Genomic DNA, 24748 nt, shown 5'->3' on the forward strand with positions numbered 1-24748 from the left:
GATGTCATATCTGCCCCCGCCACGATCGGACGGAACGTCAGACGGACGCTCGGTACGTCACGACTTCGGCTGGAACGTCTGGGTCAGCGTCTTCCAGGTGTTCTTGCGCAGGTTCCCGTCCCAGTCGTCCGCCTTCGCCGTGTACATCAGCCCGTACCCCAGGTGCGGGTCGACGACGAATCCGCGGTCGATCACCCGGTAGGTGGTGTCCGAGTCCACGTAGGTGAACTCCCAGTCGGCGGTGTTCCAATCGCGGTAGTCCACCTTCTCGATACCGATCCGGTGGTACTGGGGACGCACCATGTAGCGCTCCTGGCTGTTCCAGTCCGCCACCGGGTCGTCCTTGGGCGTGGAGGTCCAGGCGACCAGCAGCTTCTGCCCGTTCGGACCGGTGAAGCGGTCGCCGGCGTCGTCCGACGACGCGTACTTCCAGTCGGCCGGCAGCCCGATCGAGTAGCCCTGGCCGCCCTTGTACGTCCTCACCGCGGCGCCGCCGCCCGCAGCCCCGGAGGCTGACGCGCCGGCACTCGCGGCGGGCTCGCTGTCCGCCGCGTTCTGCTGGTCCGACCCGTTCGTCGTGGTCGTGCCGGAGGTGCCGCCGTCGGAGCGCGTCCCGCCGCCACTGCCCTTGCCGCCACTGCCCTTGCCGCTGCTCCCGGCGGTGGCGGTGGGCTTGTTCGCGCCCTTCGAGCCGCTCCGCGAGCCGTCGTCCCCGCCCCACGGGATGAGCGCGAGCACGGTCCCGAGCACCGCGAGCGCCACGACGACGGCGATGATCACCAGCGTCCGCTTGGGCACCACGTCGGTGAGCGGGGCCCGGGGCGGCGTCACCGGACGCGGCGGCCGGTCCGGGTCCGGCACGATGGGCCACCCCGAACTGGGCTTCGCCGGACCGGCGTTCGATCCGACGGCAGCCGTGTGTGACCGTGCGTCCGCGGAGGCGGCCCCCGAGCGTCCGGCGTCGGAGGCCCCGGTCGCGGGAGCGTCCACACGCGCGGCCACCGCGCCCTCGGTCACCTTGGCGGGGGCGGACCCCTTGGTCCGCGCGGCCGTCGCGGCACCGGCCGTCGCTGCGCCCGCCGACGCCGCCGCCTTGCGCACCGACCGCAGGGCCCCGCGCAGCCGATCCGCGGCCTCCTCGCCCCGCTTGGCCCCGGAACCCGACGCCCCCTTCTCCTTCTCCTTCTCCTTGGACTCCTCCGGCACCGGCGGCAACGCCACGACCCGCGTCGCGTCCGCCGGTACCTCCTCCTCCGTCTCGGGGGCGTGGATGACCTCGTTGAGCATCGCCCGCGCGCCCGCGTCGTCGAGTCGCTGACCCGGGTCCTTGGTGAGCAGGCCGTAGATGACGTTCTTCAGCGGGCCGGCGTTCTTCGGCTCCTCGAGCGGCTCGGTCATCACGGCGGTCAGGGTGGCGATGGCCGACCCCTTGTCGTACGGCGGCACGCCCTCGACGGCCGCGTACAGCAGTCCGCCGAGCGACCACAGGTCCGCCGCCGGGCCGGGCTTGTGCCCGCGGGCCCGCTCCGGCGAGATGTAGGAGGGGGCGCCGACGAGCATGCCGGTGGAGGTGATGGACGGGTCGCCCTCGACCTGGGCGATGCCGAAGTCGGTGAGCACGACCCGGCCGTCCTCGTCGATCAGCACGTTCGACGGCTTCACGTCGCGGTGCAGGATGCCCTCGCGGTGCGCGGCGCGCAGCACGTCGAGGATCGCGAGCCCTACCTCGGCGGCGCGCTTCGGTTCGAGCAGCCCGTCCTCGCGGATGACCTCGGCGAGCGACTTGCCCTCGATCAGCTCCATGACGATCCAGGGCCGGTCGTCCTCGTGGACCACGTCGTAGACGGTCACCGCGCCGTTGTTGCGGATCCGGGCGATCGCCTTGGCCTCCCGCAGTGTGCGCGTGATGAGCCGGCGCTTCTCGTCCTCGTCGATGTTCGACGGAAACCTGAGCTCCTTGACGGCGACCGTACGCCCCAGGGTCTCGTCCTTCGCCCGCCACACCGTCCCCATGCCGCCGCGGCCGAGTACGTCCCCCAGCCGGTACCGCCCGGCGAGGAGACGTTCGCTCTTGTCCTGACGGGGTGTCCCCGCCCGCTCCGCCTCCGACATGCGTCCCCTCATGCAACCCGCCCTGACAGAGCCTTCATTGTCCCCCACGCACGGACCACCCCACGCCCAGGGTGCCCCTGATTCGACGGCTCCCCCCGGTCGGAGGACGCCCGGAGGCGGCGGACCGGGGCGGTGCGGGTGCCCGGGCGTACGCCGGGCACCCGGATCGCGCCGACGTCGCACCCTGCCGCGCCCCACCGCGCCGCCGCGGCCTGCCCGCCGGCAGCCCTGGCACGGTGCTTTGACGCGCCTTCAGGCCGTGGGCGTCACTCTCTCCAGTCCTGCCCGCCCTCCCAGTCCTTCCCAGTCGTTCCCAGTCCTTCCTACAGGGGCACTATGTCCGGCGCTCCCAGCCTCGCCGCGTCCGCCGTCAGGTCGTCGGGCTGGCGCTGGGACTCCCTCTCCGCCTGGACCCTCTTCTCGTAGTGCTCCACCTCGCGCTCGATCTGGTCGCCGTCCCAGCCGAGCACCGGCGCCATCAGTTCGGCCACCTCCCGGGCGCTGCGCGCCCCGCGGTCGAACGTCTCGATCGAGATGCGGGTCCGCCGGGTCAGCACGTCGTCCAGGTGGCGCGCTCCCTCGTGCGACGCCGCGTAGACGACCTCCGCGCGCAGGTAGTCGTCGGCCGCGTGCAGCGGTTCGCCCAGTGACGGGTCGTCGGCGACCAGGTCGAGCACTTCCTCCGCCAGCGAGCCGTAGCGGTTCAGCAGGTGTTCCACCCGCACCACGTGCAGCCCCGTGCGCGCCGCTGTGCGGGCCCGCGCGTTCCACAGCGCCCGGTAGCCCTCGGCGCCCAGCAGCGGGACGTCCTCGGTGACGCAGTCGGCGACCCGCCGGTCCAGGGCGTGCACCGCCTCGTCGACGGCGTCCTTGGCCATCACCCGGTACGTCGTGTACTTGCCGCCCGCCACGACCACCAGGCCGGGCACCGGATGCGCCACGGTGTGCTCGCGGGAGAGCTTGCTGGTCGCGTCCGACTCCCCGGCGAGCAGGGGCCGAAGGCCCGCGTACACACCCTCCACGTCGTCGCGGGTGAGCGGCACCGCCAGGACGGAGTTCACGTGCTCCAGCAGGTAGTCGATGTCCGCGCTGGAGGCCGCCGGGTGCGCCTTGTCGAGGCTCCAGTCGGTGTCGGTCGTCCCGATGATCCAGTGCCGGCCCCAGGGGATGACGAAGAGGACCGATTTCTCGGTCCGCAGGATCAGACCCGTCGTGGAGTTGACCCGGTCCTTCGGCACCACCAGGTGGATGCCCTTGGACGCCCGCACGTGGAACTGGCCCCGCTCGCCCACCATCGCCTGGGTGTCGTCGGTCCACACCCCCGTCGCGTTGACGACCTGCTGAGCGCGGATCTCGTACTCCCCGCCGGCCTCCACGTCCTGCACCCTCGCGCCGACGACCCGCTCGCCCTCCCGCAGGAAGCCGGTCACCCGGGCGCGGTTGGCGACCTTCGCGCCGTACCACGCGGCCGTACGCACCAGCGTCGCGACGAAGCGGGCGTCGTCCATCTGTGCGTCGTAGTACTGCAACGCCCCGACCAGCGCGTCCTTCTTCAAGCACGGGGCGACGCGCAGGGCGTGACGACGGCTCAGGTGACGGTGCAGCGGCAGGCCCCGGCCGTGCCCGCGAGCCATCGACATGGCGTCGTACAGGGCGACGCCCGAGCCCGCGTACAGCCGCTCCCAGCCCTTGTGCTGGAGCGGATACAGGAACGGCACCGGCTTCACGAGGTGGGGCGCCAGGCGCTCCAGCAGCAGCCCGCGCTCCTTCAGCGCCTCGCGTACGAGGGCGAAGTCCAGCATCTCCAGGTAGCGCAGGCCGCCGTGTATCAGCTTGCTGGACCTGCTCGAGGTGCCCGACGCCCAGTCACGCGCCTCGACCAGGCCGGTGGACAGACCACGGGTGACGGAGTCCAGTGCGACGCCGGCACCGACCACACCGCCGCCCACGACCAGTACGTCCAGCTCGCGCTCGGCCATTCCCGCCAGTGACTCGGCGCGCTGCGCCGGCCCCAGTGCCGCTGTCCTCACCGCTGCCTCCCGCTCGGTCGCGCCGGCCGCACCCGTCAGTCAGGCGAAGCCCTGCTCCTTTCCCCCATGCCCAAAGTCTGACCGTGATGCCCGACTTCGGCCACCACGCGCCCGCGGCCTGTGGACAACACTCACGGAAACGCCATCAGTCAATACCGCAAATCGGTCATATTTACTCCTAGTCTGACATTGCTCTCGCTCGTTCTGTCCACAGCGCTTGCGCACCTCTCCCACCTCGGCTATTGGGAAGGACGGCCCACGCCATGCCCGCAGATCTCGCCGTCATCGGACTCGGTCATCTCGGCCTGCCCCTGGCCCAGGCCGCCGTCGCCGCCGACATCTCCACGCTCGGCTACCGGACCGGCCCCGAGGCCGGTTCCCTCACCGCCGCCGAACTGCGCCGGATGCTCGCCCGGGGCTTCCGCCCGACCGCCAACCCCGCCGAGCTCGGCCGCGTCCGCACCGCCGTCATCTGCGCCCCCGTCCCGCGCGGCGCCGACGGCGGGCTCGACCTCACCCAGCTGGAGGCGGCCGCCCGCACCCTCGCCGCGCGGCTGCGCCCGCACACCACCGTGATCCTGGAGTCGCCGGTGCCGCCGGGCACCACGGAGGGGTTCCTGCGCCCGCTCCTCGAAAAGACCTCCGGGCTGCGCGCCGGGCGCGACTTCCACCTCGCGTACTCACCGAGCCGCGTCGACCCCGGCAACCGCGACTTCCACGCCGCGAACACCCCCAAGGTCATCGGCGGCCTCACCCCCGCCTGCACCGAGTCGGCCGCCACCTTCTACGGGCGCCTCACCGACAAGGTGGTACGCGCGCGTGGGCCCCGCGAGGCGGAGACCGTGCAGGTGCTGGAGACGAACTACCGTCAGGTCAACATCGCCCTTGTCAACGAGATGGCAGTGCTCTGCCACGACCTCGGTGTCGACCTGTGGGACGTCATCCGCTGCGCGGAGTCCAAGCCGTTCGGCTTCCAGGCCTTCCGCCCCGGCCCCGGCGTCGGCGGCCACTCCGTCGCCCAGGACCTGTCGGGCACGACCGGGCGCACCCTGCGGATGGTGGAACTGGCCCAGCAGGTCAACGGCCGTATGCCCCAGTACGTCGTCCAGCGCGCCGCCACACTCCTGAACGAGCACGGCAAGTCGGCCCGCGGCGCCCGCGTCCTGCTGCTCGGCGTGACGTACAAGCCGGACGTCGCCGACCTGCAGGGCACCCCCGCGCAGGAGATCGCGCTGAGGCTGATGGAACTGGGCGCGTCGGTCAGCTACCACGACCCGTACATGCCTGCGTGGAGCGTCCTCGACCGGCCGATCCCGCGCGCGGACTCCCTGTACGAGGCGGCGGCGGGGGCGGATCTGACGGTTCTGCTGCAGCAGCATCGGACGTACGACCTGCAGGGGCTGTCGGTGAAGGCGCAGTTGTTGCTGGACACGCGGGGGGCCACGCCTACGGGGGCGGCGCACCGGTTGTGAAGGGGGCGCGTGGGTGCTTGAGCCTCTGGGGCTGGTGGCTCGGGGTTCTGGGCATCGATGGCGTACGAGCACGGAGCTCGTCGGCCCGGCGGCGAGCTCCTGGCCGACAAGGGGTGTCCGCCCCTGGTTCACACAGGGGCGGTCGCTCTTCTGGTGCCGTGCCGGTCGACGGCCGGATCCGGTACCGTACAAAAGGCGGAGCCCGCCGCAGCGGGTACTGCGGCAGGCTCCAGGATGGTTCACGGAGTGTCCACCCCTAGCTCTCATAGGGGTGGCCGCTCACCATCCGAAAATCCGCAAGATCCACCTCCTCCGGCACTGCACCGCCCGAAGGCGGAGCCGGTCCCAGGCCTCCACCGTCCGAAGACGGATTCGATCCCAGCGGGTGAGCTTGCGGTGGCGTCCCATGGGCGCCCCCTTCCATGACGCCGCCCAGAGACCCGGTAGGCGGTGCATTGGATTTCGGGCCGGGCCCCGAGGGCGGGGTCCGGCACGTGTCCTTGGAAGGGGGCGCCCCAGAGAACCGGGTCGCCGGACACGGACGCTACCGCCTCGGAACCGCCCTCCCCCGGCGTATCGGCCGGGAAGGCAACCGTGCGCCCCCATCCCACCGCACGCTCCCCCACCTGCGGAAACGCCCAACACGCACAAAGGGGCCCGGCCCACCCCCGCGGGTGAACCGGGCCCTGAACGCCGTACGGCTACCGCCGGTGCTGCGAGTCCGCCACCGTCACCTCGACCCGCTGGAACTCCTTGAGCTCGCTGTACCCGGTGGTCGCCATGGCCCGCCGCAGCGCGCCGAAGAAGTTCATCGAGCCGTCCGGCGTGTGCGACGGGCCCGTGAGGACCTCCTCGATGGTGCCGACCGTGCCGAGGTCGACCTTCTTGCCGCGCGGCAGCTCCTCGTTCACGGCCTCCATGCCCCAGTGGTGGCCCTTGCCGGGTGCGTCCGTGGCGCGGGCCAGCGGGGAGCCCATCATCACCGCGTCCGCACCGCAGGCGATCGCCTTGGGCAGGTCGCCGGACCAGCCGACGCCGCCGTCCGCGATCACGTGCACGTACCGGCCGCCGGACTCGTCCATGTAGTCGCGGCGGGCCGCCGCCACATCCGCGACCGCCGTCGCCATGGGCACCTGGATGCCGAGCACGTTGCGCGTGGTGTGCGCGGCGCCGCCGCCGAAGCCGACCAGGACGCCGGCCGCGCCGGTGCGCATCAGGTGCAGGGCCGCGGTGTACGTGGCGCAGCCGCCGACGATGACCGGGACGTCGAGCTCGTAGATGAACTGCTTCAGGTTCAGCGGCTCGTGCGAGCCGGAGACGTGCTCCGCCGACACCGTGGTGCCGCGGATGACGAAGATGTCCACACCCGCGTCGACGACCGCCTTGGAGAACTGCGCCGTGCGCTGCGGGGAGAGGGCGGCCGCGGTGACCACGCCCGAGTCGCGCACCTCCTTGATGCGCGCGCCGATCAGCTCCTCCTTGATCGGGGCCGCGTAGATCTCCTGCAGGCGCCGGGTCGCGGTGTCGGCCGGCAGCTCGGCGATCTCGTCGAGGAGCGGCTGCGGGTCCTCGTACCGCGTCCACAGGCCCTCGAGGTTCAGCACACCGAGGCCGCCGAGCTCCCCGATGTGGATCGCGGTGGCCGGGGAGACGACGGAGTCCATGGGGGCGGCCAGGAACGGCAGCTCGAAGCGGTAGGCGTCGATCTGCCAGGCGATCGAGACCTCCTTCGGGTCCCGCGTACGGCGGCTGGGGACGACGGCGATGTCGTCGAAGGCGTACGCCCGGCGGCCGCGCTTGCCGCGCCCGATCTCGATCTCAGTCACGTCTGTGGCCTTTCCCTGATGCGTTTCAGCGTCTTCCAGTATCGCCGACGGCTGCGGCGGCGGCCCTCCGCAGGTACGGAGAGGGCGGCCCCGGAGTCCGGGACCGCCCTCTGTACGACCTTACGCGTGCGCGTGCGTCACTTCTGGGCGCTGTAGTTCGGCGCCTCGACCGTCATCTGGATGTCGTGCGGGTGGCTCTCCTTCAGGCCCGCCGAGGTGATGCGCACGAAGCGGCCCTTGGACTCCATCTCCTCGATGGTGGCGGCGCCCACGTAGCCCATGGTCTGGCGCAGACCGCCCACGAGCTGGTGCAGCACGTTGGACAGCGGGCCGCGGTAGGGCACCTGGCCCTCGACGCCCTCGGGCACGAGCTTGTCGTCGGAGGAGACCTCGGCCTGGAAGTAGCGGTCCTTGGAGTAGGACTTGCCCTGGCCGCGGGACTGCATGGCACCGAGCGAGCCCATGCCGCGGTACGACTTGAACTGCTTGCCGTTGATGAAGAGCAGCTCACCCGGCGACTCCTCGCAGCCCGCCAGAAGGCTGCCGAGCATCACGGTGTCGGCACCGGCGGCGAGCGCCTTGCCGATGTCGCCGGAGTACTGCAGACCGCCGTCGCCGATCAGCGGGATGCCCGCCGGGCGGGCGGCGAGGGAGGCCTCGTAGATGGCCGTGACCTGCGGGACACCGATGCCGGCGACCACGCGGGTCGTGCAGATCGAGCCGGGGCCCACGCCCACCTTGATGCCGTCGACGCCGGCGTCGATCAGGGCCTGGGCGCCGTCACGGGTGGCGACGTTGCCGCCGATCACGTCGACGTCCACACTCGACTTGATCTTCGACATCCAGCTGAGGGCGTTGCTGTTGTGGCCGTGCGAGGTGTCGACGACCAGGAAGTCCACCCCGGCCTCGGCGAGGGCCTGGGCGCGCTCGAGCGCCTCGGGGCTGGCGCCCACGGCGGCACCGACGAGCAGGCGGCCCTCGGCGTCCTTGGCGGCGTTGGGGTACTTCTCGGCCTTGACGAAGTCCTTGACCGTGATGAGGCCCTTGAGGAGACCGGCGTCGTCGACGAGGGGAAGCTTCTCGATCTTGTGGCGGCGCAGCAGTTCCATGGCGTCGGCGCCGGAGATGCCGACCTTGCCGGTGACCAGCGGCATCGGCGTCATGACCTCGCGCACCTGCCGGGAACGGTCGGTCTCGAAGGCCATGTCGCGGTTGGTGACGATACCGAGCAGCTTGCCGGCCGGGTCGGTGACCGGGACGCCGCTGATGCGGAACTTGGCGCACAGGGCGTCCGCCTCGGCGAGCGTCGCCTCGGGGTGCACGGTGATGGGGTCGGTGACCATGCCGGACTCGGAGCGCTTGACCAGGTCGACCTGGTTGACCTGGTCCTCGATGGAGAGGTTGCGGTGCAGCACGCCGACGCCGCCCAGGCGGGCCATCGCGATCGCCATGCGGGACTCGGTCACCTTGTCCATCGCCGCCGAGAGCAGCGGGATGTTCACCCGGACGTTGCGGGAGATGCGGGACGAGGTGTCGACCGCGCTCGGGAGCACCTCGGACGCTCCCGGCAGCAGCAGCACGTCGTCGTAGGTCAGCCCGAGTGTCGCGAATTTCTCGGGCACTCCGTCGACGTTTGCAGTCATGACACCTTCCCCAAATGGCCTTGATCGGTGCGGATGTCCATGCTAACGGGAAGCATGGTGCTGTCATTCCACGGTCGAGGGTGCTGCTCGGCTTCGTAGGTTCCTACGGAGTCGGTGAGCTGCCTGTTCATGTGTGGGCCCGACGGCCTCCGTCCCCACGGGCAACTGTGTTCGGCAGCGCCGGAACTGCGCCGTCGCGGCTGGTCGCCGTCGCGGCGGAGAGGAACTCGCTACTGCTCGGCGAGCGCCCGCAGGCGGCTCAGGGCCCTGTGCTGGGCCACCCTCACCGCTCCCGGTGACATTCCCAACATCTGACCCGTCTCTTCCGCCGTCAAGCCCACGGCGATGCGGAGCAGGAGCAGCTCGCGCTGGTTCTCCGGGAGGTTGGCGAGGAGTTTCTTGGCCCACTCGGCGTCGCTGCTGAGCAGGGCGCGCTCCTCGGGGCCCAGGGAGTCGTCCGGTCGTTCGGGCATCTCGTCCGAGGGGACCGCCGTCGAGCCGGGGTGGCGCATCGCGGCACGCTGCAGGTCGGCGACCTTGTGCGCGGCGATCGCGAAGACGAACGCCTCGAAGGGGCGCCCGGTGTCCTTGTAGCGCGGCAGGGCGAGCAGAACCGCGACGCAGACCTCCTGGGCCAGGTCCTCGACGAAGTGCCGGGCGTCGCCGGGCAGCCGGGACAGTCGCGTACGGCAGTAGCGCAGCGCCAGGGGGTGGACGCGGGCGAGCAGGTCGTGGGTCGCCTGCTCGTCGCCGTCGACGGCGCGATGGACGAGTGCACCGATCAGCGTTGTCTCGTCGTCGCGCATCGGTCCATGGTGCCTCGGCGTCGTCCGGTCCGTGGCACCGCGTCCGTAGTTGTGCACCGAAGCGTTATGAGCAGGTGCGCCGGAACTCATCTCCTGCGCCCTCCCCTCCCGCTCGATCGACTCGTCCCCGAGGAACTCCACACCCTCAAGGATGCGGCATCCGCGACGAAACGAGCAGCGGGCATCCGGCAGGCCCTTTCGCCGGGCGGCTCCAGGGAGGAGCTTCCCTGAGGTCGCCGTGCCCCGCCCGCCGTGCGGCAGGCGGGGATCTGCGCACCCCCGCGGTGATCCACTTAGCGGACCAGGCCCCACCGGAAGCCGAGCGCCACCGCGTGTGCGCGGTCGGACGCGCCGAGCTTCTTGAACAGGCGCCGGGCGTGCGTCTTCACGGTGTCCTCGGAGAGGAACAGCTCGCGACCGATCTCCGCGTTGGAACGGCCGTGGCTCATGCCCTCGAGCACCTGGATCTCCCGCGCGGTGAGCGTGGGCGCGGCACCCATCTCGGCCGAGCGCAGCCGCCTCGGGGCGAGCCTCCAGGTCGGGTCGGCGAGGGCCTGGGTGACGGTCGCGCGCAGCTCCGCACGCGAGGCGTCCTTGTGGAGATAACCGCGCGCGCCGGCGGCGACCGCGAGCGCCACCCCGTCCAGGTCCTCCGCGACGGTGAGCATGATGATGCGCGCACCGGGGTCGGCGGACAGCAGCCGCCGCACGGTCTCGACGCCGCCCAGACCGGGCATGCGTACGTCCATCAGAATCAGGTCCGAACGGTCGGCCCCCCAGCGGCGGAGGACTTCCTCGCCGTTGGCCGCCGTCGTCACGCGCTCGACACCGGGCACGGTCGCCACCGCGCGGCGGAGCGCCTCTCGGGCAAGCGGGGAGTCGTCGCAGACGAGGACGGATGTCATGACCGCCCTCCGCAGCTGATGCGCGTCACCTTGAGCCTCCAGGCTGGTACGAATCGTCACCTGTGCGGTCGACGCCCTCGGACGCCTGCCCGAGCGCTTGTTTTTTCAACCGCCTCCGCACTCTCAACGATGGTCACTCGAAAGAGTTACGGTGCAGCAAGCCATCTTCGGCACTGTACGTGAGGGCGCGGACACGGTGCATACACGCGCAGCGTAACCCCCAACTTTCATCACAACCTATGCCCCATTTAGCCGCTTTTCTTCCCGTTAGCTGGTGTCTGGAGCTAGATTCGCAATGAGTCATATTTTCATCTCATAAGATCGTCGATGTACGGTCGAGAACACATATCCGCCCAGAACGGCAACAAGGGGACACGCAATGGCAGATTTCTCCCGCCTTCCCGGTCCGAACGCGGATCTGTGGGACTGGCAGCTCCATGCGGCCTGCCGTGGGGTCGACAGTTCGCTCTTCTTCCATCCGGAGGGTGAACGCGGGGCGGCCCGGAGCGCTCGCGAGAACTCGGCCAAAGAGGTCTGCATGAGGTGCCCCGTCCGCGCCGAGTGCGCGGCCCACGCCCTGGCGGTGCGCGAGCCGTACGGGGTCTGGGGCGGGCTGACAGAGGACGAGCGCGAGGAGCTCATGGGGCGGGCGCGGAACCGGCTGGTACCGGCCTCGACGACCGGCGCAGGCCACGGCCACGCCGCCTCGAACAACTGAAGGAACGTTTCTTCGATCACGGGCACGCGCATGTGCCCGGCTTTGGGGCGTTGTACCGCCCCGAGGGGGCTGTTTCAGGGGGCAGGCACCGCCCGCGAGGGGGCCGTTTCACGGGATCGGGCCGTTGAGGGGGTAGGCCGGGGGGCCGTTCAGGGGGATCAGGGTATTTGTCGGGGGCCGTTCAGTACACGCCTCAGGGCGCCGTCACCGCTCTTCGAGACCCGCCGCCGCGCGCGAGAACCCGCCGCCGCCCGAGACTCTCTACCGCGGATCCCTTATCTCACGGCCGCCCGCGCCAGCTCCCCCAGGGTCGCCGCCACCGCAGGCACCTGGGCGAGGTCCGGCAGCGTGAGGGCGACGATCTCCCGCCGCACCGCCGGTTCCAGCGCGACCGGGCGCACCCCCCTCGGACGTACGGACTCCACGGCGAGGCCCGGTAGGACGGCCACGCCGAGGCCGGCGCCGACCAGGCCGACCACCGCCGGATAGTCGTCCGTGGCGAAGTCGATGCGCGGCGTGAATCCCGCACTCGCGCAGACCTGAACCAGCTGTCCCCGGCAGCGCGGACAGCCCGCGATCCACGGTTCCTCCGCGAGCTCACCGATGCCGACCGACTCCGCGCGCGCCAGCCGGTGCCCCTCGGGAACGAGCCCGACGAGCCGGTCGGTCAGCAGCGGCCGTACGACCAGGTCGTCCCACTCCTCGACGCCCGCCGCGGCCTCGTAGCGGAAGGCCAGGGCGATGTCGCAGTCACCGGAGCGCAGCTTCTCCACGGACTGGGGCGGCTCGGCCTCCTCCAGGGAGACGCGCGTGCCCGGGTGCGCGGCGCGCAGGGCGGCCAGCGCGGTCGGGACCAGTGTGGAACTGCCGCTCGGGAAGGAGACGAGGCGGACGCGGCCGGCCCTCAGGCCCGCGATGGCGGCGACCTCCTCCTCGGCGGCGGTCAGCCCGGCCAGGATGCCCGCCGCGTGCCGTACCAGCGCCTCGCCCGCCTCCGTCAGGCGCATCTCGCGGCCGGTGCGCACCAGGAGCGGCGTACCGACGGACGCCTCCAGGGCCTTCATCTGCTGGCTGACGGCGGGCTGGGTGCAGCCCAGCTCGCGCCCCGCCGCAGAGAAGGAGCCGGTGGCGGCCACGGCGCGCAGCACACGGAGATGTCGAGCCTCGATCACGCCGTGAGCATAAGCGAAGCTTGGGCAGGTCCGCGAATATTGCGTCAACGCTTTGACCGAAGGCCTTACCGTTGCGGGCATGAAGCTTCTGTCTCTGAACGTGGGCCGGCCCGTGGCCGTGGACTACACCGACCAGCCGGAGGGCCTGACCGGCATCGACAAGCGGCCGGTGGACGGGCCCGTGCGGGTGACCGCGCCCGGGCCGAAGGGGACCGGCGCGAGCGGGCTGGCCGGGGACGCGGTGTGCGACCTGCGGCACCACGGCGGTGACGACCAGGCGGTGTACGCGTTCGCCCGGGAGGACCTCGACGGCTGGGAGCGTGAGCTGGGCCGGTCGCTGCCGAGCGGTTCGTTCGGCGAGAACCTCACCACCGAGGGGGTCGACGTGGCCGGCGCGCGGATCGGCGAGCGCTGGCGGATCGGGGCGGAGCTGCTCCTGGAGGTGACCTGCGGGCGGATTCCGTGCCGTACCTTCCAGGAGCACCTGGGCGAGCGCGGCTGGGTGAAGCGGTTCACGCACAGGGGCGCGCCGGGCGCCTATCTGCGCGTGATCGAGCCGGGTGAGATACGGGCCGGCGACCCCATCGCCGTCGTGCACCGGCCCGACCACGACGTCACGGTCGCCCTCCAGTTCCGGGCCGTGACCACGGAACGGCACCTGTTGCCGCGCCTGTTGGCGGCGGGTGACGCGCTGCACCCGGAGAGCGTGACGGCGGCACGGGAGTACGCGCGCAAGTACGCGGGACGGAACTAGCCCCAGGCGCATGAACGTTGGCGGCGCGACCGGTGAAATGCCCGGTCCGCCAGGCGGACTCGCCGACTCCGGGTCACTATCGTTGGGTCATGACAACGGCTCTGATTACGGGATCGACCGCGGGCATCGGCGCCGCGTTCGCACGGCGGCTGGCCGCCGACGGCCATGACCTCGTCCTGGTGGCGCGCGACACCAAGCGGCTGCGGGAACAGGCGACCGAGCTGCACGACCGGCACGGCATCGAGGCAGAGGTGCTGACGGCGGACCTGGCGACCGACCAGGGCATCGAGGCGGTGGCCGGTCGCCTGTCCGACCTGAAGAACCCGGTCGACCTGCTCGTGAACAACGCGGGCTTCGGCAACAAGGGCCGTTACCTCGACGTGTCGATGGCCGACGAGCTGCGGATGCTCAAGGTGCACTGCGAGGCGGTGCTGCGGCTGACGAGCGCGGCGGCGGAGGCGATGCGGAAGCGCGGTCGCGGCGGGATCGTCAACGTGGCCTCGGTCGCGGCGTTCGTCCCGCGCGGCACGTACGGGGCGTCGAAGGCGTGGGTCGTGCAGTTCACGCAGGGCGCCGCGAAGGACCTGGCCGGGTCGGGCGTGCGGCTGATGGCGCTGTGCCCGGGCTTCGTCCGCACCGAGTTCCACCAGCGGGCCGGGATGGGCACGGACAACATCCCCAACTGGATGTGGCTGGACGCGGACAAGCTGGTCGCCACCGCGCTCGCCGACCTGGCCCGCGGCAGGACGCTGTCGATCCCGGACCCGCGGTACAAGGTCCTGATGGGCGTGGTGAAGGTGACGCCGCGCGCGCTGCTGGGCGGGATCAGCTCGCGGACGGGGCGCAAGTACGGGCCGCAGTAGCACGGGTGACGCCGCCCCTCGGGTGGGAAAATGGGGCATATCTGCGTCAGGACCCAGGGGGCCGGAGGCGGCGTCATGACATTCGTGCAGCTCATCGACTGCAGGACCAGCCGGTTCGACGAGATGAACCGGATCATGGACAGATGGGTCGAGAAGACCAGGGGCAGGCGGACGGCGACCCACGACGTGATCGGCAGGGACCGGTCCGACGCCTCGCACTTCATCGAGATCGTGGAGTTCCCCTCCTACGAGGAGGCGATGCGGAACTCCAACCTCCCGGAGACCGATCAGGTCTTCCGCGAGATGGTCGCCCTGTGCGACGAGATGCCCACCTTCGTCGATCTGGAAGTGGTGCGGGACGAGCAGCTGTACACGGATGCGGTGCGGCGCCTGTTCGACACGCTGGCGACGGCGGGCGAACTGCCACCGCTGAACGACCTGATCGCGGAGGGATGCCACAGCCACGACCCGGTCAACCCGCAAGACACCATCGGCCTGGACGCCATCCGGCGCGAGTACCGGATGTGGCGGGACGCCTTCGACTTCACCTTCACGGTCGAGGACCTGATCGAACAGGGCGACCGGGTGTGCGCGCGGTGGACCTGGGACGCCACCCACAAGGGCGAGTTCCTGGGGATCCCGTCCACCGGACGGAAGGTCACCATGACCGGGATGACCCTCTTCCGCTTCGGTGAGGACGCGAAGATCGCCGAGACCTGGTGGCAGCACGACCAGCTCGGGCTGATGGAGCAGCTGGGGGCGCTGGACGAGCTCGAGCGGTAGGACGCCGGGACAGCGGGAAGGCCCGGCACCCTCTCGGGGCACCGGGCCTTGCGCGACGTGCGTCGTGCGTCAGTGGGCGTGACCGTGACCGTGGCCGGCCGCGGCGGGCTCCTCCTCTTCCTTCTTCTCGACGACCAGGGTCTCGGTCGTCAGAAGCAGGGAGGCGATGGAGGCGGCGTTCTCCAGGGCGGAGCGGGTGACCTTGACCGGGTCGATGACGCCGGCCTTGATCAGGTCGCCGTACTCGCCGGTGGCGGCGTTGTAGCCGTTGCCCTTCTCCAGCTCGGCGACCTTGGAGGCGATGACGTAGCCCTCCAGGCCCGCGTTCTCGGCGATCCAGCGCAGCGGCTCGACGACCGCGCGGCGCACGATGGCGACACCGGTGGCCTCGTCGCCCACCTTGCCGAGGCCGTCGGCCAGCACCTTGGAGGCGTGGACGAGGGCGGAGCCACCACCGGAGACGATGCCCTCCTCGACCGCGGCGCGGGTCGCGGAGATGGCGTCCTCCAGGCGGTGCTTCTTCTCCTTCAGCTCCACCTCGGTGGCGGCGCCGACCTTGATCACGCACACGCCGCCGGCCAGCTTGGCGAGGCGCTCCTGGAGCTTCTCGCGGTCCCAGTCGGAGTCCGTGGTCTCGATCTCGGCCTTGATCTGGGCGACGCGGCCCGCGACGTCCTCGGACTTGCCGCCGCCGTCGACGATCGTGGTGTCGTCCTTGGTGACGGTGACGCGGCGGGCGGAACCCAGCACGTCGAGGCCGACCTGGTCGAGCTTGAGGCCGACCTCCTCGGAGACGACCGTGGCGCCGGTGAGGACCGCCATGTCCTGCAGCATCGCCTTGCGACGGTCACCGAAGCCGGGGGCCTTGACGGCGACCGCGTTGAAGGTGCCGCGGATCTTGTTGACGACCAGGGTGGACAGGGCCTCGCCCTCGACGTCCTCGGCGATGATCAGCAGCGGCTTGGAGGAGCCGGCCTGGATGACCTTCTCCAGCAGCGGCAGCAGGTCCGCGATGGCGGAGATCTTGCCCTGGTTGATGAGGATGTACGGGTCGTCGAGGACGGCCTCCATGCGCTCCTGGTCCGTCACGAAGTACGGCGACAGGTAGCCCTTGTCGAAGGCCATGCCCTCGGTGAAGTCCAGCTCCAGACCGAAGGTGTTGGACTCCTCGACGGTGATGACACCGTCCTTGCCGACCTTGTCCATCGCCTCGGCGATCAGCTCGCCGACCTGCTGGTCCTGGGCGGACAGCGCGGCGACGGCGGCGATGTCGGACTTCTCGTCGATCGGGCGCGCGGTGGCCAGCAGGTCGTCGGAGACGGCCTTGACGGCGGCGTCGATGCCCTTCTTCAGGGCGGCCGGGGAGGCACCCGCGGCGACGTTCCTCAGGCCCTCGCGCACCAGCGCCTGGGCGAGCACGGTGGCGGTGGTGGTGCCGTCACCCGCGATGTCGTTGGTCTTGGTCGCCACCTCCTTGACCAGCTGGGCGCCGAGGTTCTCGTACGGGTCCTCGATCTCGACCTCACGGGCGATGGTGACGCCGTCGTTGGTGATGGTGGGGGCACCGAACTTCTTGTCGATGACGACGTTGCGGCCCTTGGGGCCGATGGTCACCTTGACCGTGTCGGCCAGCTTGTTGACGCCGCGCTCGAGGGCGCGACGGGCGTCCTCGTCGAACTTCAGGATCTTCGCCATGGCAGCGGGAGCCCTCTCGGAAATCTTGGTTAACGAAACTGCGCCCCGGGCGCCCGGCTTCTCTTATCGGTCGCGGGGGCCAGGGGCGCAGCTCACAGCAGGAATGCTGAGGTGACTTACTTCTCGATGATCGCGAGCACGTCGCGGGCCGAGAGAACGAGGTACTCCTCGTTGTTGTACTTCACCTCGGTGCCGCCGTACTTGCTGTAGAGCACGACGTCGCCGACCTTGACGTCGAGCGGAAGGCGGTTGCCGTCCTCGAAGCGGCCCGGGCCCACGGCCAGGACGACGCCCTCCTGGGGCTTCTCCTTGGCGGTGTCCGGAATGACCAGGCCAGAGGCCGTGGTCTGCTCGGCGTCCAGCGGCTGGACCACGATGCGGTCCTCGAGCGGCTTGATGGCAACCTTGGAGCTGGCGGTCGTCACGATCCGACCTCCCCCTTCGGAGATCTCACGGGGTTAACTGTCTGAGGTGGCGACCAGGTCGATCCGTCGTCGCGGGTGCCGGACCTGCCCGTCGCTTTGTTGGCACTCTCCGGTGGCGAGTGCCAGAGCCGAGACTATGACCGCGATTAGCACTCGGTCAAGCGGAGTGCCAATGCGTGCGGCGCGCGCCGTGGAGTTCGGTTGCCCCTTTGGTGTTCACCCGGGGTGGGGCGACCGCCTGGGGGCTCCACCCCCAGACCCTCTATCGGCCTGACGGCCTCGTCCTCGGACTCCCCAAGCTCTTCGAGCAGGGGGGACCCCCGGACAGGGTGGTTCCACCTCCCGGTGCCCCGGTCAGAGGTAGTCCTCCAAGCGGGCCACCGTGAAGCCCCTCGACTGCAGGCGGCGCAGGACGCGGGTCGTTTCCGCGGTCAGGGACGTCAGGGGGCGACCCGGTTCGTGAGGGCGGAGGATGTCGCCCGGATGGAGGGCCGTGGCCCTTCCGTAGGCGCGCGTCGGGCGCCACAGGATCAGGGCCTTGATGCCGCAGTCCGCCGCGGCCCGGAGGGTCGTGCGGTCGTACCGGCCGTAGGGCGGGCGCAGCAGGACGGGGCGCCGGCCCAGGCGGGAGCGCAGACGGTCCCGCCCGGCGCAGATCTGGGCGCGCTGCTCCGCGTAGGGCCGGCCGCGCAGTCCGGCGTGGTCCATGGTGCGGTTCTGGATGGTCGCCCCTGCCGCCCGTAGCCGCGCGACTCGCGCGTACGCCGGCCCGACGGCCGTGTCCGTGAGGAACACGCTGACGGGCAGCCGCAGCTCCCGGACCATCTCGACGAACCGCGGATCCCGCTCAGCGCCCTCGTCGTAGGTGAGGAAGACGACCTTGTCGTGCGTGGGGACGCGGTCGAGCACCTCCGGCAGCGTCTCCTCGTCCGCGTCGGTGTGCCGGGGCAGGGGGCGGGCCGGCCAGGGCGCGGGCGCGAGCGGGGCGGTGAGCCCCCAGTGGCGGTACGCCCCCTCGTGGGGGCCGTACGACCTGCGCACCCTCTGCGCCGCCTTCTTGCCCAGCCGCTCGATGGGGTCGACCGACTGGGCGCAGCCCGCCGTCCCGGACAGGACCGCGGCGGCCAGGATCCCCGCCAGCAGCGCCCGCAGCCGCCGTGCCCTCACAGGTAGTCCTCCAGGCGTGCGACCGCGTACCCCTCGTCGGTCACCTTCCTCAGGAACCTGCGGATCACGTCGGGCATCGTGCCGTTCCAGTCCGCCCGGCCGCGGAAGTGCGTCAGCACGATGTCCCCGGGGTGCAGGCCGCGGTCCCACTCGCGGTACTCCCAGTGGTCGGCATAGACCTCCTCGTCCCAGATCGGCGCGTATCTGATGCCGCAGGACTTCGCGGCGCGCAGGGTGTCCCTGTTGTAGTTCCCGAACGGCGGCCGGAAGACCGTCGGGCGCCTGCCGAACTGCTCCTCCATGACGTCCTGCATGCCGCAGATCTCCTGCCGCTGCTCCTCGTACGACAGCCCCGGCAGGTAGGGGTGGTGCAGGGTGTGGTTGTCGAGCGTGACGCCGCGATCGCGCATCTTCCGGAAGTACCCGTAGTCATCCTTGATCAGGTAGTCGCTGAGGAACGCCGTGTACGGGATCTTCAGGTCGCTCATCATCCGCAGGAACGCCGGGTCCTTCTCGTCGCCGTCGTCGATGGTGAGGAAGACGACCCTGTCCTTCGTGGGGACGGTCGTGAAGATCGGCGGCAGGTCGTCGCCGTCCTTCACCTCGAACCCCTTGCGAAAGGTGATCACCGGCTTCTCCTCCGGCGGCGGGGGAGCGACCAGCGGCACTTTGTTCAGCCCCCAGCGCTTGGCGGCGGCCACGCGCTGGGCGTACGCGGCGCGCAGCTTGGTGGCGTACTCGTCGAGGGCGCGCGCCGCCGGGGGTCTGAAGGGCTCCTGCGGGCCGTGCGCGCCGTGCACCCCTTCGCGATCGGTGCACCCGACGGCAAGGGCGGTGGCAGCCAGGACGGCGAGGCCGGCGCGGGCCGCGACCGTCGGCACAGGACCCGTCAAGCGCGGCACACGGACAGCAGTGCATTTTGCGCACTTTTTGTCATCTTGTCCTACGAGTCGCATGATGCCGGATCCTTCCAGTCATCGGCCGCCACGGCGGGCCGACACCGCGGCCCGGCGCACGCCGTCCACCGACTGGCCGACAATGACCGGGTGAACGACCTCTCCTTCGCCTCCCTGCTCACTCCCGAGGGCCGCGCCCTCCTGGACGAGGTGCGCGGCACCGACCCGGCGCGGGAGTTGGCCGTCGCCACCCGGCTGCGCCGCGAGCACCCCGCCGAGCTGGTCTCCGCGGCCCTCGCACAGGCGCGGCTGCGCGAGCGGGCGGCGGCGAAGTTCGGCGTGGGCGACGCGCAGCGGATGTTCTTCACTCCGAACGGCGTCGAGCAGTCCACCAGGGCCACGGTCGCCACCCACCGCGCCGAGCGCTTCCGGGCCCTCGGCGTGGCCTCCGTCGCCGACCTGTGCTGCGGCGTGGGCGGCGACGCCATCGCGCTCGCCCGGGCCGGCATCCGCGTCCTGGCCGTGGACCGCGACCCGCTGACGGCGGCCGCGGCGCGCGCGAACGCCGACGCGCTGGGCCTCGCCTCCCTGATCGAGGTCCGCGAGGCCGACGTCACCGAGGTGGACGTCTCCTCGTACGACGCCGTCTTCGTCGATCCCGCGCGGCGAGGAGGACGCGGCCGCATCTTCGATCCGGAGGCGTACTCGCCCCCGCTGTCCTGGGCGGTGGCCACGGCCCTGAAGGCCCGGCACGCCGCCCTCAAGGTGGCGCCGGGCATCCCGCACGAGATGGTGCCCGGCGAGGCGGAGGCCGAGTGGATCTCGGACGGCGGGGACGTGAAGGAGGCAGTGCTGTGGTTCGGCACGCGGCCGGGCGAGGTACGGGCCACGCTCCTGCCCGGACCGCGCGTGCTGCGCGGTCGCGGTCTGCCCGACCCGCCGGTGCGTCCGCTCGGCCGCTACCTCTACGAACCCGACGGCGCCGTGATCCGCGCCCACCTGGTGGCGGAGGTGGCCGAGGACGTGGACGGCGGGCTGATCGACGAGACGATCGCCTATGTGACGGCGGACGGGCGCCGCGACTCCCTGTACGCCACCGCGTACGAGATCACCGACCGGCTCCCCTTCAACGTGAAGAAGCTGAAGGCGCTGCTGCGGGAGCGGGAGGTCGGGATCCTGACCGTGAAGAAGCGCGGCTCGGCCGTCGAACCGGAGGAACTGCGCCGCAAGGTCCTGCCCAAGCCGCACGGCCCGAACGCGGTGACCGTGTTCCTGACCCGGGTCGCCGGGGCGCCCACCATGCTGCTCGGGCACCCCGTCTAACGACAGTCCTCCGCGCGCGCCGTGAGCAGCTCGCGCTCCCGTTCGTTGCGGGAGAGGGCTGCGGCCCGGACGAACTCCTCGCGGGCCTCGGCCGCGCGCCCGAGCCGGGCCAGCAGGTCGCCGCGGACGCTCGGCAGCAAGTGGTAGTCGCGCAGGGCCGGTTCGCCGGCCAGCCGGTCGACGATCTCCAGGGCCGGGCCCGGTCCCTCGGCCATGGAGACGGCGACCGCGCGGTTCAGCTCGACGACGGGTGACGGGCAGCGGGCGGACAGCAGACCGTACAGGGTGGCGATACGCGCCCAGTCCGTCTCCTCGTACGTGTGCGCGAGCGCATGGCAGGCGGCGATCGCGGCCTGCAGGACGTACGGGCCAGGGACCGAAGCCGACAGCTTGGGGGAGACCTCGTCGGCGCGTCCGAGGGCCGCGATGCCGCGGGCGATGAGCAGGCGGTTCCAGCGCGCCCGGTTCTGGTCCTTCAGCAGCACGGGCCCGCCGTCCGGCCCGGTGCGGGCCGCCGTGCGGGACGCCTGGAACTCCAGCAGCGCCGCCAGCCCGTGCACCTCGGGCTCCTTCGGCATCAGCTCGGCCAGCACCCGGGCCAGCCGCAGGGCGTCCTCGCACAGGGCGGGGCGCAGCAGGTCGTCGCCGGCCGTGGCCGCGTACCCCTCGTTGAAGACCAGGTAGATGACCTCGAGCACGGACCCGAGCCGGGCCTCCCGCTCGGGACCGTACGGCACCTCGAAGGCGACGCCCTTCGTCGCGAGCGTCCGTTTCGCGCGGACGATGCGCTGCGCGACGGTGGCCTCCAGTACGAGGAACGCGCGTGCGATCTCGGCCGTGGTCAGCCCGCCGAGCAGTCGCAGGGTGAGCGCGATGCGGGACTCGGCGGACAGCACCGGGTGGCAGGCGGTGAACACGAGGCGCAGCAGGTCGTCGTCGATGTCGTCCGGGTCGGACGGCACGTTCACGTGGTACGGCGCCGCCTCGAGGTCCCGCCCGACCTCCTCCAGCTTGCGCGCGTACCTCTCCCGGCGGCGCACGAGGTCGATCGCGCGGTGCTTGGCGGCGGCCATGAGCCAGGCGCCCGGGTTGTCGGGCACCCCGTCCCGCGGCCACTGCTCCAACGCGGCGACCAGGGCGTCCTGCGCCAGCTCCTCGGCGATCCCGACGTCCCGGACGATCCGCGCGACACCGGCGATGACGCGCGGGGACTCCATCCGGAAGACGGTCTCGATGGCGCCGACCGGGCCGTCGGGGGCAGGGGCGGGCTGCTGTTCCACAGCCCACCATGCAACACCCTCGGCGCGCGGACGCAAAGCGGCGCTCACGCCTCGGCGATCTCCCGGACCTCACAGGTGATCGTCCAGTACTCCTCGTGCACCTTCACGAACCGCTTGGCCCACTCGATCGCCTCGGCCCTGTCCTTGCACTGCATGAGCGCGTAGCCGCCGATGACCTCCTTCGACTCGGTGAACGGGCCGTCCGTGACGGAGAGTTTCCCGCCCTCCCAGCGCACCCGGGCGCCCTGGGCGGCCGGCGTGAGCCCGGCGGTGTCGAGCATGACCCCGGCCTTGGTGATCTCCTCGATCAGCTCGCCCATCCGCTGCATCAGCTCGGGGCTGGGGCCCTCCGCGGGCGCGGTGGTCTCGTCGACGCGCACGATCGACAGGTAACGCGGCATGGTGACTCCTCGGGTACGGCGGCCGGGCTGTTCCCGGCCTCACACCCCATACGTCGAACGACCGCGCCGAGGATCGACACGCCCCGCGGATTTTCTTCGATGAGTTTTTTTCCGCGCCTTCCTCACCGCAGCGAGGCCCACAGATCGCCCGCCGCCGGTTCCTTCGCCACCACGCGGTTGGCGTCCGAGGGGGCGGGCACCACCGGCATCATCACCGTCGTCACGTTCTTCGACGTCAGACCCCTCAGGCTCTCGCCCAGACGCGTCAGCTCCGGCAGCGAGTCCAGGCCCGTGTCCGTGGTCAGGCTGCCGGTGGTCGCGTCGGCGACCCGGTACAGCTTGGCGGGATCGGTGAGCAGGTCAGTCGAGGCGAGCTGGTCCAGCAGCGCCTTCACCAGTTTCTGCTGAAGGGCTATGCGGCCGAGGTCGCTGCCGTCGCCTATGCCGTACCGGGTGCGGGCCAGGGCCAGGGCCTGGGTGCCGTTCAGGTGGTGGGCGCCCGCCCTCAGGTCCAGATGGCTCTTGTCGTCGTCGATGTCCTGGTCCGTGGTCACCGACACACCGCCGAGCGCGTCCACCAGTTTGGCGAACCCCGAGAAGTCGATCTCCAGGAAGTGGTCCATGCGGATCCGTGTGATCGACTCGACGGTCTTGACCGCGCAGACGGGACCGCCCAGCTCGTAGGCGGTGTTGAACATCACCCCGTACGCCACCGCCGTCCTGCCGCCCGACGCCAGCGGGCACGACGGGCGGGTGACGAGGGTGTCGCGCGGGATGCTGACGACGGTGGCCTTCGTGCGGCCCGCGTCGATGTGCACCACCATCGCCGTGTCCGAACGCGCACCCGAGATGTCGCCCCCGCCGAGGGCGGCGTTCTGCTTGCCGCTGCGCGAATCGGAGCCCAGCACCAGGATGTTCAGGGCGCCGCTCGGCAGGGGTGAGGCGGACGCGGAAGGCGAGGGCGCCGGGCGCGTCGGGCGGTCGGTGCCCAGCGCGCGGTCGATGTCGACGCTCTTGATGTTGTGGTTGAGATGCCAGTACGCCCAGGCCGCCCCGGCGGCCGTGAGGACGACGCCGCACGCGATCACCGCGCCGACGAATCTGACCAGCCGTGTCCGCCGGCCGCCGCGTCTTCCCACGCCCCCGTCACCCTCCCCGTCCCCGTCCCCAGGTGCTTCAGCTGAAGCCACACGGAGGAACATAAGTCCGAATTATTGCGAGCAGAGACAGCGGAGCATCATTCTTCGGAAAATCTCACCTTCTCGTCCCACCCTCAGTCCGGCGGCCCTGCGGCCCTGCGGAGGGACACGAAAGTCTCGTAGGCCGGCACGTCAACTCCGGGTCGGCATGGCCCGGTTGGTCACACGGGAGGCGCCCCGGTGCTGCTGCGCACCACCAGGCTGGTCGCCGGCTCGACGCGGGTCGCCGCCGTGGGCGCTTCCTCACGGCCGAGGTCCAGTACCAGCCGCGCCGCCGCCTCCGCCATCTCCGTGAGCGGCTGCCGTACGGTCCAACGGCGGCCCCACCCAGCGAGCTACTGGCAGATCGTCGAAGCCGACCACGCCGAGGTCCTCCGCAATGCGCAACCCCAGCTCCCGCGCCGCCTCGTAGACCCCCAGCGCCTGGAGGTCGTTGCCCGCGAAGAGAGCCGTCGGCCGGTCCGGGCGGCGCAGCAGTTCGCGGCCGAGCCGGTAGCCCGCCTCGTGGTGGAAGTCGCCCGTCCGGACCAGGTCCGGATCCACGGGCGCCCGGCGGTCTCCAGGGGCGCCCGGTAGCCGTCGGCCCGCGCGCGGCTGCACATCATGCGCGCGGGCCCGCTGATCGCGCCGATCCGGGTGTGCCCCAGCTCGATCAGGTGCCGGGTCGCGGCGAGGCCGCCGTGCCAGTTGGTGGCGCCGACGGACGGCACGTCGTCGCCCGGGCCGCCCGCCGGGTCCATGACGACGAACGGGATGGAACCGCTGGTCAGCAGCGCGCGCTGGGAGGCGTCCAGGCCGGACGGCACGAGGATCACACCGTGCGGGCGGCGGGCGGCGACCTGGTCGGCCCAGGTACGGCCGGGAGTGAGCCGTCCCCCGCTCTCGGACAGCACCACGCTCAGCCCCCTCTCGCGCGCCACGTTCTCCACTCCGCGGATGACCTCCATCGCCCAGGAGCTCTCCAGCTCGTGGAAGACGAGGTCGATCAGCGGCGCACGTCCGGCTTCGGCCCGGCGCCGGCGATAGCCCTAGACGCGCAGCGGTTCCTCGACACGGGTCCGGGTCGCCGAAGCGACATCGGCCCGGCCGTTGAGCACCTTGGACACCGTGGGCGCCGACACCCCCGCCTCACGGGCTATCTCGGCGAGCGTGGCGGTCCGCCCGGAGCGCCGCGCTCCGTTCGTGCCGGCGGATTGCGCGGGAGTCATGCGCCGGTTCGCATGCCCGGAAGATTCGACACACCACCCGAACGATGCGGAAAGGGACGGGGTTGAGGCC

Annotated in this window: 22 protein-coding genes and 1 pseudogene; 6 read left to right on the top strand and 17 right to left on the bottom strand. The window is 71.2% G+C overall.

The window, feature by feature from the left end; genetic code table 11:
* Nucleotides 1-57: 57 nt before the first annotated feature.
* Together C3488_RS01775 and C3488_RS01780 are read right to left on the bottom strand one after the other, a co-directional pair.
* On the bottom strand, nt 58-2112 hold the full coding sequence (locus C3488_RS01775; protein ID WP_103837496.1) for a serine/threonine-protein kinase: 2055 nt from the start codon (nt 2110-2112) through the stop codon (nt 58-60).
* A gap of 323 nt (nt 2113-2435) precedes the next feature.
* A complete protein-coding gene (locus C3488_RS01780) occupies nt 2436-4142 on the bottom strand; it encodes a glycerol-3-phosphate dehydrogenase/oxidase (protein WP_103837497.1) in 1707 nt (568 codons plus the stop codon).
* A gap of 263 nt (nt 4143-4405) precedes the next feature.
* On the opposite strand from C3488_RS01780, the gene C3488_RS01785 reads away from it, so the two are divergent.
* Nucleotides 4406-5614: a nucleotide sugar dehydrogenase gene (locus C3488_RS01785; RefSeq protein WP_103837498.1), complete on the top strand. Its 1209-nt coding sequence runs from the start codon at nt 4406-4408 to the stop codon at nt 5612-5614.
* Between the two features lie 701 nt (nt 5615-6315).
* Here C3488_RS01785 and C3488_RS01790 read toward each other — a convergent pair.
* From C3488_RS01790 to C3488_RS01805, 4 genes are all read right to left on the bottom strand, one after another.
* Nucleotides 6316-7440: a GuaB3 family IMP dehydrogenase-related protein gene (locus C3488_RS01790; RefSeq protein WP_103837499.1), complete on the bottom strand. Its 1125-nt coding sequence runs from the start codon at nt 7438-7440 to the stop codon at nt 6316-6318.
* Nucleotides 7441-7577: 137 nt separating this feature from the next.
* On the bottom strand, nt 7578-9083 hold the full coding sequence (gene guaB / locus C3488_RS01795; protein ID WP_103837500.1) for an IMP dehydrogenase: 1506 nt from the start codon (nt 9081-9083) through the stop codon (nt 7578-7580).
* A gap of 230 nt (nt 9084-9313) precedes the next feature.
* The gene (locus C3488_RS01800) at nt 9314-9889 is read right to left on the bottom strand and encodes a sigma-70 family RNA polymerase sigma factor (RefSeq protein ID WP_055493219.1); all 576 of its coding nucleotides are present in this window, start codon (nt 9887-9889) and stop codon (nt 9314-9316) included.
* Nucleotides 9890-10182: 293 nt separating this feature from the next.
* Nucleotides 10183-10794 carry a response regulator transcription factor gene (locus C3488_RS01805; protein WP_003948568.1) on the bottom strand — a complete coding sequence of 204 codons (612 nt, stop codon included), beginning with the start codon at nt 10792-10794 and terminating at the stop codon, nt 10183-10185.
* Between the two features lie 379 nt (nt 10795-11173).
* On the opposite strand from C3488_RS01805, the gene C3488_RS01810 reads away from it, so the two are divergent.
* Nucleotides 11174-11512, top strand: a complete 339-nt coding sequence (locus C3488_RS01810; protein WP_103837501.1) for a WhiB family transcriptional regulator — start codon at nt 11174-11176, stop codon at nt 11510-11512.
* Between the two features lie 275 nt (nt 11513-11787).
* Here C3488_RS01810 and C3488_RS01815 read toward each other — a convergent pair whose 3' ends face one another.
* On the bottom strand, nt 11788-12684 hold the full coding sequence (locus C3488_RS01815) for a LysR family transcriptional regulator (protein ID WP_103837502.1): 897 nt from the start codon (nt 12682-12684) through the stop codon (nt 11788-11790).
* A gap of 79 nt (nt 12685-12763) precedes the next feature.
* On the opposite strand from C3488_RS01815, the gene C3488_RS01820 reads away from it, so the two are divergent.
* The 3 genes from C3488_RS01820 to C3488_RS01830 all read left to right on the top strand — a co-directional run bounded on the left by C3488_RS01820 (nt 12764) and on the right by C3488_RS01830 (nt 15084).
* On the top strand, nt 12764-13438 hold the full coding sequence (locus C3488_RS01820; RefSeq protein ID WP_103837503.1) for an MOSC domain-containing protein: 675 nt from the start codon (nt 12764-12766) through the stop codon (nt 13436-13438).
* A gap of 89 nt (nt 13439-13527) precedes the next feature.
* Nucleotides 13528-14301, top strand: a complete 774-nt coding sequence (locus C3488_RS01825) for an SDR family oxidoreductase (protein ID WP_103837504.1) — start codon at nt 13528-13530, stop codon at nt 14299-14301.
* Between the two features lie 75 nt (nt 14302-14376).
* On the top strand, nt 14377-15084 hold the full coding sequence (locus tag C3488_RS01830; RefSeq protein ID WP_103837505.1) for an ester cyclase: 708 nt from the start codon (nt 14377-14379) through the stop codon (nt 15082-15084).
* 69 nt (nt 15085-15153) lie between these two features.
* On the opposite strand, the gene groL is transcribed toward C3488_RS01830, so the two are convergent.
* The 4 genes from groL to C3488_RS01855 all read right to left on the bottom strand — a co-directional run bounded on the left by groL (nt 15154) and on the right by C3488_RS01855 (nt 19327).
* Entirely contained in the window at nt 15154-16779 is a 1626-nt protein-coding gene (gene groL, locus C3488_RS01840; RefSeq protein ID WP_103837506.1) for a chaperonin GroEL, read from the bottom strand.
* 116 nt (nt 16780-16895) lie between these two features.
* Entirely contained in the window at nt 16896-17204 is a 309-nt protein-coding gene (gene groES, locus C3488_RS01845) for a co-chaperone GroES (protein ID WP_009190181.1), read from the bottom strand.
* Between the two features lie 354 nt (nt 17205-17558).
* Nucleotides 17559-18371, bottom strand: coding sequence for a polysaccharide deacetylase family protein (locus C3488_RS01850; RefSeq protein WP_258053250.1), 813 nt, complete (start codon nt 18369-18371; stop codon nt 17559-17561).
* Nucleotides 18368-19327, bottom strand: a complete 960-nt coding sequence (locus C3488_RS01855) for a polysaccharide deacetylase family protein (RefSeq protein ID WP_103837507.1) — start codon at nt 19325-19327, stop codon at nt 18368-18370. Before C3488_RS01855 ends, C3488_RS01850 begins: the two co-directional genes overlap by 4 nt.
* Before the next feature lie 90 nt (nt 19328-19417).
* Between C3488_RS01855 and C3488_RS01860 the strand changes: the two genes are divergently transcribed.
* Nucleotides 19418-20590, top strand: a complete 1173-nt coding sequence (locus C3488_RS01860) for a class I SAM-dependent methyltransferase (protein WP_258053251.1) — start codon at nt 19418-19420, stop codon at nt 20588-20590.
* Here the strand turns inward: C3488_RS01860 and C3488_RS01865 are convergent.
* From C3488_RS01865 to C3488_RS42320, 6 genes and pseudogenes are all read right to left on the bottom strand, one after another.
* The gene (locus C3488_RS01865) at nt 20587-21870 is read right to left on the bottom strand and encodes an RNA polymerase sigma factor (protein ID WP_258053252.1); all 1284 of its coding nucleotides are present in this window, start codon (nt 21868-21870) and stop codon (nt 20587-20589) included. The two genes, C3488_RS01860 and C3488_RS01865, sit on opposite strands and share 4 nt — an antisense overlap.
* A 44-nt stretch (nt 21871-21914) precedes the next feature.
* Nucleotides 21915-22271, bottom strand: a complete 357-nt coding sequence (locus C3488_RS01870) for a YciI family protein (protein WP_103837509.1) — start codon at nt 22269-22271, stop codon at nt 21915-21917.
* Between the two features lie 122 nt (nt 22272-22393).
* Nucleotides 22394-23473: an LCP family protein gene (locus tag C3488_RS01875; protein WP_103837510.1), complete on the bottom strand. Its 1080-nt coding sequence runs from the start codon at nt 23471-23473 to the stop codon at nt 22394-22396.
* 158 nt (nt 23474-23631) lie between these two features.
* Nucleotides 23632-23757: a hypothetical protein gene (locus tag C3488_RS42490; RefSeq protein ID WP_374955391.1), complete on the bottom strand. Its 126-nt coding sequence runs from the start codon at nt 23755-23757 to the stop codon at nt 23632-23634.
* Nucleotides 23714-24417 (bottom strand): annotated as a pseudogene (locus tag C3488_RS42495) (substrate-binding domain-containing protein). Before C3488_RS42495 ends, C3488_RS42490 begins: the two are co-directional and overlap by 44 nt.
* Nucleotides 24418-24498: 81 nt before the next feature.
* Nucleotides 24499-24678: a LacI family DNA-binding transcriptional regulator gene (locus tag C3488_RS42320; protein WP_308460650.1), complete on the bottom strand. Its 180-nt coding sequence runs from the start codon at nt 24676-24678 to the stop codon at nt 24499-24501.
* Nucleotides 24679-24748: the final 70 nt, after the last annotated feature.

Source organism: Streptomyces sp. Ru72 (genome assembly GCF_002920635.1).
Classification (GTDB): Bacteria; Actinomycetota; Actinomycetes; order Streptomycetales; family Streptomycetaceae; genus Streptomyces.

Bases quoted from the DNA above. Each gene is read 5' to 3' on its own strand.
- C3488_RS01785 (WP_103837498.1), top strand. From the start codon at position 4,406: ATGCCCGCAGATCTCGCCGTCATCGGACTCGGTCATCTCGGCCTGCCC.
- C3488_RS01825 (WP_103837504.1), top strand. From the start codon at position 13,528: ATGACAACGGCTCTGATTACGGGATCGACCGCGGGCATCGGCGCCGCG.
- C3488_RS01800 (WP_055493219.1), bottom strand. From the start codon at position 9,889: ATGCGCGACGACGAGACAACGCTGATCGGTGCACTCGTCCATCGCGCC.
- C3488_RS01810 (WP_103837501.1), top strand. From the start codon at position 11,174: ATGGCAGATTTCTCCCGCCTTCCCGGTCCGAACGCGGATCTGTGGGAC.
- C3488_RS01870 (WP_103837509.1), bottom strand. From the start codon at position 22,271: ATGCCGCGTTACCTGTCGATCGTGCGCGTCGACGAGACCACCGCGCCC.
- C3488_RS42320 (WP_308460650.1), bottom strand. From the start codon at position 24,678: ATGACTCCCGCGCAATCCGCCGGCACGAACGGAGCGCGGCGCTCCGGG.
- C3488_RS01820 (WP_103837503.1), top strand. From the start codon at position 12,764: ATGAAGCTTCTGTCTCTGAACGTGGGCCGGCCCGTGGCCGTGGACTAC.
- C3488_RS01875 (WP_103837510.1), bottom strand. From the start codon at position 23,473: ATGTTCCTCCGTGTGGCTTCAGCTGAAGCACCTGGGGACGGGGACGGG.
- C3488_RS01830 (WP_103837505.1), top strand. From the start codon at position 14,377: ATGACATTCGTGCAGCTCATCGACTGCAGGACCAGCCGGTTCGACGAG.
- groL (WP_103837506.1), bottom strand. From the start codon at position 16,779: ATGGCGAAGATCCTGAAGTTCGACGAGGACGCCCGTCGCGCCCTCGAG.
- C3488_RS01775 (WP_103837496.1), bottom strand. From the start codon at position 2,112: ATGTCGGAGGCGGAGCGGGCGGGGACACCCCGTCAGGACAAGAGCGAA.
- C3488_RS01805 (WP_003948568.1), bottom strand. From the start codon at position 10,794: ATGACATCCGTCCTCGTCTGCGACGACTCCCCGCTTGCCCGAGAGGCG.
- C3488_RS42490 (WP_374955391.1), bottom strand. From the start codon at position 23,757: ATGGCGGAGGCGGCGGCGCGGCTGGTACTGGACCTCGGCCGTGAGGAA.
- C3488_RS01855 (WP_103837507.1), bottom strand. From the start codon at position 19,327: ATGCGACTCGTAGGACAAGATGACAAAAAGTGCGCAAAATGCACTGCT.
- guaB (WP_103837500.1), bottom strand. From the start codon at position 9,083: ATGACTGCAAACGTCGACGGAGTGCCCGAGAAATTCGCGACACTCGGG.